At 46.1% G+C, this 4,179-nt stretch carries 2 protein-coding genes; both read right to left on the minus strand.

The features are described 5' to 3' along the window. A partial coding sequence (locus ACOJTG_RS04060) for a TonB-dependent receptor (protein ID WP_420152642.1) occupies nt 1-2,278 on the minus strand: 2,278 nt, incomplete at its 3' end. Between the two features lie 878 nt (nt 2,279-3,156). Beyond that, a complete protein-coding gene (locus ACOJTG_RS04065) occupies nt 3,157-3,960 on the minus strand; it encodes a helix-turn-helix domain-containing protein (protein ID WP_420152643.1) in 804 nt (267 codons plus the stop codon). Nucleotides 3,961-4,179: the final 219 nt, after the last annotated feature.

Here is a 4,179-nt window from a genome sequence, read left to right on the forward strand (position 1 = left end):
GTAAGCTGAAGTTGTCGTAGAGACGTTTATTAGTAATGTTTCTTACTTCCAGGCCGATATTGTATCGCCCGTTCTGGAGACTGTACACGGCATTTAAGTCGTGCGTCAACTGCATGGGAACACCGTCTGTTTTACCTTCATTCGCAAAGCCCCGGCTGGGCCAGTACAACCAGAAGGCATGGACATACAGCATGTTGTAGCCAATGTTAAGGACATTCCCCTTCTGGCCCAGATTACGAAGGGTGAGCGAAGCATCGACATTGCCGAACAAGAAGGGAATGTTGGGCATTTGATCCTTGTAGACCGGACTTTTCACCCAGTTGCCATAATTATCCAGTACGTATTCCTGCTGGTTTTGCAAGTACTGATAGGTAAGCGTAGTGCCGAGCGTAAAGAGTTTTTTATAAGAATACCGCACTTCTCCTTCGCCGCCGACGGTAAAGACGCCATCGAGGTTATCGAGTACCAGGGCGGACTGATTTTGGTTGAATCTAGAGTAGATATAGTTGTAGGAATGTCGGTAAATGGCGTTGGCATTAATCAGGAAGCGATGATCCTCCTTGGCCGCGAAACCGTAACTAAACCCGGCATTTATGTTCTGGCTCTCCTCGGGTTTAAGCGTAAGATTACCCTCCACTAACTCAACATCGCCGAACAATTCATTCGCCTCGGGTAGTCGATTGGCCCGCTCGTAGGAAGCCTTTAACTGAAGCGTAGGCGTAACGAAATAACTGACAGCCGCCCCAAAGCCCAGCTTATTAAACGAAGTTTGCCCGGGGGTGTTTTGATACAGATACTTGCCAAAAATAGATGTACTCCATTTGTCTTTTTCGTCGTAGGTATACCCCAGACCCAATACGTTTTTGTTGAGGCGGGGCCGTACATCGCCCCGGGTAAAACTTGGATTAAACACATCCGAACCCTTCCGATAAAAGGTACTAAACGCATTGCTCAGGGCCAGGGCCTGCCGTTCCGATAGTTTGTAATTAACCGTCGCCGTGGCCAGACCATTATTGTTGGAGTATTTCGATAGGCTTCGTCCGCGACCTTCCCCACTTACATTCGGCTTGGAATTGCCAAACCAGTCAAACCGTGCCGACAGCGTATCAATGTTTCTTTCCTGACCCAGGTTGTAATTGGCATTCAGCGTTACGTCCAACCCCTTAATCAGGTCGGTTTTCCGATACTTCAGGGTGGGCATGACGATGTTACCGCGTCGGTGCCAGCCGCCGAATACCGCTACCATCCGGGCTCCGGTCTGAAACTCTTTGTAATTTTTTCCCAGGGTTATGCCCAAAAGCAGTTGATCCGCGAATTTTTTACCTACCACCCCCACATTGGCTACTACCGTTTCGTTGTGGTACGTGTCGTGGAAACGTCTCAGGACCGCATTCCGCTGGTACTTTCCGGTGTAGATGTCCGAGGCATCCACGGTTACTTTGTAGTTATTGTCCGAATAGTTTTGGAAAGCGTTCAACCGGAAGGTGAAACCTCCTTTGGTCGTAAATGCGGCGTTTACTACACTCCGGTGCGTGTTGAAGGAACCATAGGAATACGAAGCGTCTACATAATTCCGGAATCGATCTCCCGTAACAATGTTAATTGCTCCGCCCAGAGCATCCGAACCCAGCCAGATGGGAACGACCCCTTTGTACACTTCCAGCCGATCCGCAATATTGATGGGGATATTATTGATTTGAAAGGAGGAACCGAAATTGTCCATCGGTACCCCATCAATAAAATAGCGAATCCGATTGCCCGAAAAACCATTCAACGAAAGGTTGAAATTAGACCCCACACCGCCGGACTCCCGCACCCGTACGCCGGATACCCGATCCAGGGCACTGCTCAGATCTAGCGTTGAGTTATACAACTGCTTGGCATCCACGGCGGTAACGTTAAAAGCCTGACGGTTCACTTCCTGAACCTCCGTACGACCCACTACAGTAACCGTATTGAGATCAACGGTACTCTCTTGCAAGGTGACTTCAATACGACTCTCCTCTTCCGCTTTCACTTCTGCTTTCTTGTGCAGCGTCTTGAACCCTATACCACTGAAGATCAATGTGTAATGCCCCGGCGTAAGGTTCGAGAAGCGATATTCTCCCCCCTGATTGGAAGTAGTTACCTTGTTTAATTCAGTAATGCGAACGGTAATGGCTGGCAAAGGAGAACCCGTCTGGTTCTGAATAACTCCTTGAATCGAGCTTAGACGTTGAGCATGCGAAGAAAGAGCGATGGTGCATAAACACACCAGCAATAGTTGTCTAAAATACATTGGTAACATGTGACAGTTAAACGCCCCTTTCGGATGGAGCATTTAAGGTGAAGTAGTTTCTATGGGAGAAGGATTCTGGCTACAAATTTATTTTTATTTATACTAAGTCCAAATAATAATAACAATAAGTTTTGAGTTACCCCATCTTACTGACGAGAAGCAGCGGGCACCTAAATTGCTTATTGATCTGACTATCAACGAGATGGAATCCAATACAGTGAACTTTGAAAAAGCGGGCAGGAAAGAACCGAACCTTAATAGATTCGAGTGCAAATAGCGTATCGGGCTTGTTTTAGACCTTTACCTCTAATCAGTACATAGGATTGGAAAGCAAAATGGACTGTGGAATATCCACTACGGTGGCCCAGATTTGATACAGCATTTAACCATCCAAAAAACAAAGGCAGTAAACGAGTGAGGGAAACCCTCTGCCTCGTTACTGCCGCTACCTGACTGCAAACAGAATCGCGTTTGCTTAGGGTTTGTAATACGGGAAATGATATTTGTTCATATACTTAAGGACTTGTAGTACTAGATCAAAAAAAGCGATTCTGCTACAACGCTTAGCGGGTGCAGGTTGAGACCTTGGGCGTATCGGTGGTCAATATAACAGAGGCCAGATCAATAAGGAATTTCGTACGGTACAGCCTTTACATGGTTTTAAAGAGACGTAAGAGAATAAGCAGGTATATATTCGTGACGCATCCCCAGAAGGTAAAAAGTTCGAAAGCTGTTTCCGAAAAACTATAACTTTGAGTAAGAAAAGACGCACTAAAGAGTACGGTACAAATGCCAGAAACGATGGATGAGCCACGTTTCTTACCGGTAAAGTTACTGATACACCCGTGGTATCAAACCTATCCTACTGTAGCTTTATTTTAGCGTAAGCTTGAAGGGGTATACCCGAAATGTTTTTTAAACGCGTACGAGAAGTGTGATAAGTTTTCAAACCCGGCTTCGTAGCAGACATCAATGGGTTTCTGTTTTTTCTCGGCGAGTTGGTAATGGGCCAGTTCCAGGCGTTTTTGTGTCAGCCACCGCTGAGGCGTTGTGTTAAAGGCTTTCCTGAAATCCCGCTTGAATGTCGTTAAGCTTCGCCCCGTTAAATAACCAAACTTCTCCAGGGGCATGTTAAACTGATAATTTTGCTCCATAAAACGAATCAGTTCTACTTTATACGGATCGTCAAAGTTGGCTAGTACATGGTCAATCGTCGGATCGATAGTCCTTAGAATACTGATTGCCTCGGTAATTTTCAGGGAGGCCAGGCTCGCTGGGAAGGGATCCTGTAGCTGGAAGTACGGAATCAGGGAAGTCAGACAACTTTCGAGTAAGGGATGATTTGTAAAGCTTTGAATGGAAGGGTTAGCTTTCACAGTGACGTGAACCGACTGGTTTCGATAAAAATCCCGCAGGATTGGCGTCGTTAGAAGCATGACAACCGTTTTATGGGGCAAGCCATCTTTGGGATAGTTGATGATAGTAGCCGGTTTGTTACGGGGAATCAAGAAAATATCTCCAGCCTTGAAGACATGCGTCGTTTCGGCCTGTATAATTTTGGTTTCACCGGAAATGAACCAGATCAACATGTGCTGATCAAACACAACGTCAGACTTAAAAAATTTGTCTTCGTAACAGGAAAGTTTGATTTCAGGGCTGAGATACGTTGAGAGGTGCTCCATTTGATTCAGCGGTAAGAAGCCATAAACATCCGGTTTTAGAAATGACTACGGAAGGCTACGTATTCCCCAGCCTTCCGTACTGAGGTTCAATGGATTGGAAAGTCTAATCCGGTTGTTGCTTCAGTCCAGGCCCAGAGTCGTGTGGGCTTTTATTTGGTTTTCGCAAATAGTTTTTCCCCCTTTCTTAACCGCCCAAAGATAGCTAAATAACCCACCTCC

Origin of the sequence: Siphonobacter sp. (genome assembly GCF_048595215.1) — a bacterium.
In the GTDB taxonomy this organism is placed as follows: Bacteria; Bacteroidota; Bacteroidia; order Cytophagales; family Spirosomataceae; genus Siphonobacter.

Excerpts from the sequence above, each read along its gene's own strand:
- ACOJTG_RS04065 (WP_420152643.1), bottom strand. The coding sequence starts at position 3,960 with ATGGAGCACCTCTCAACGTATCTCAGCCCTGAAATCAAACTTTCCTGT.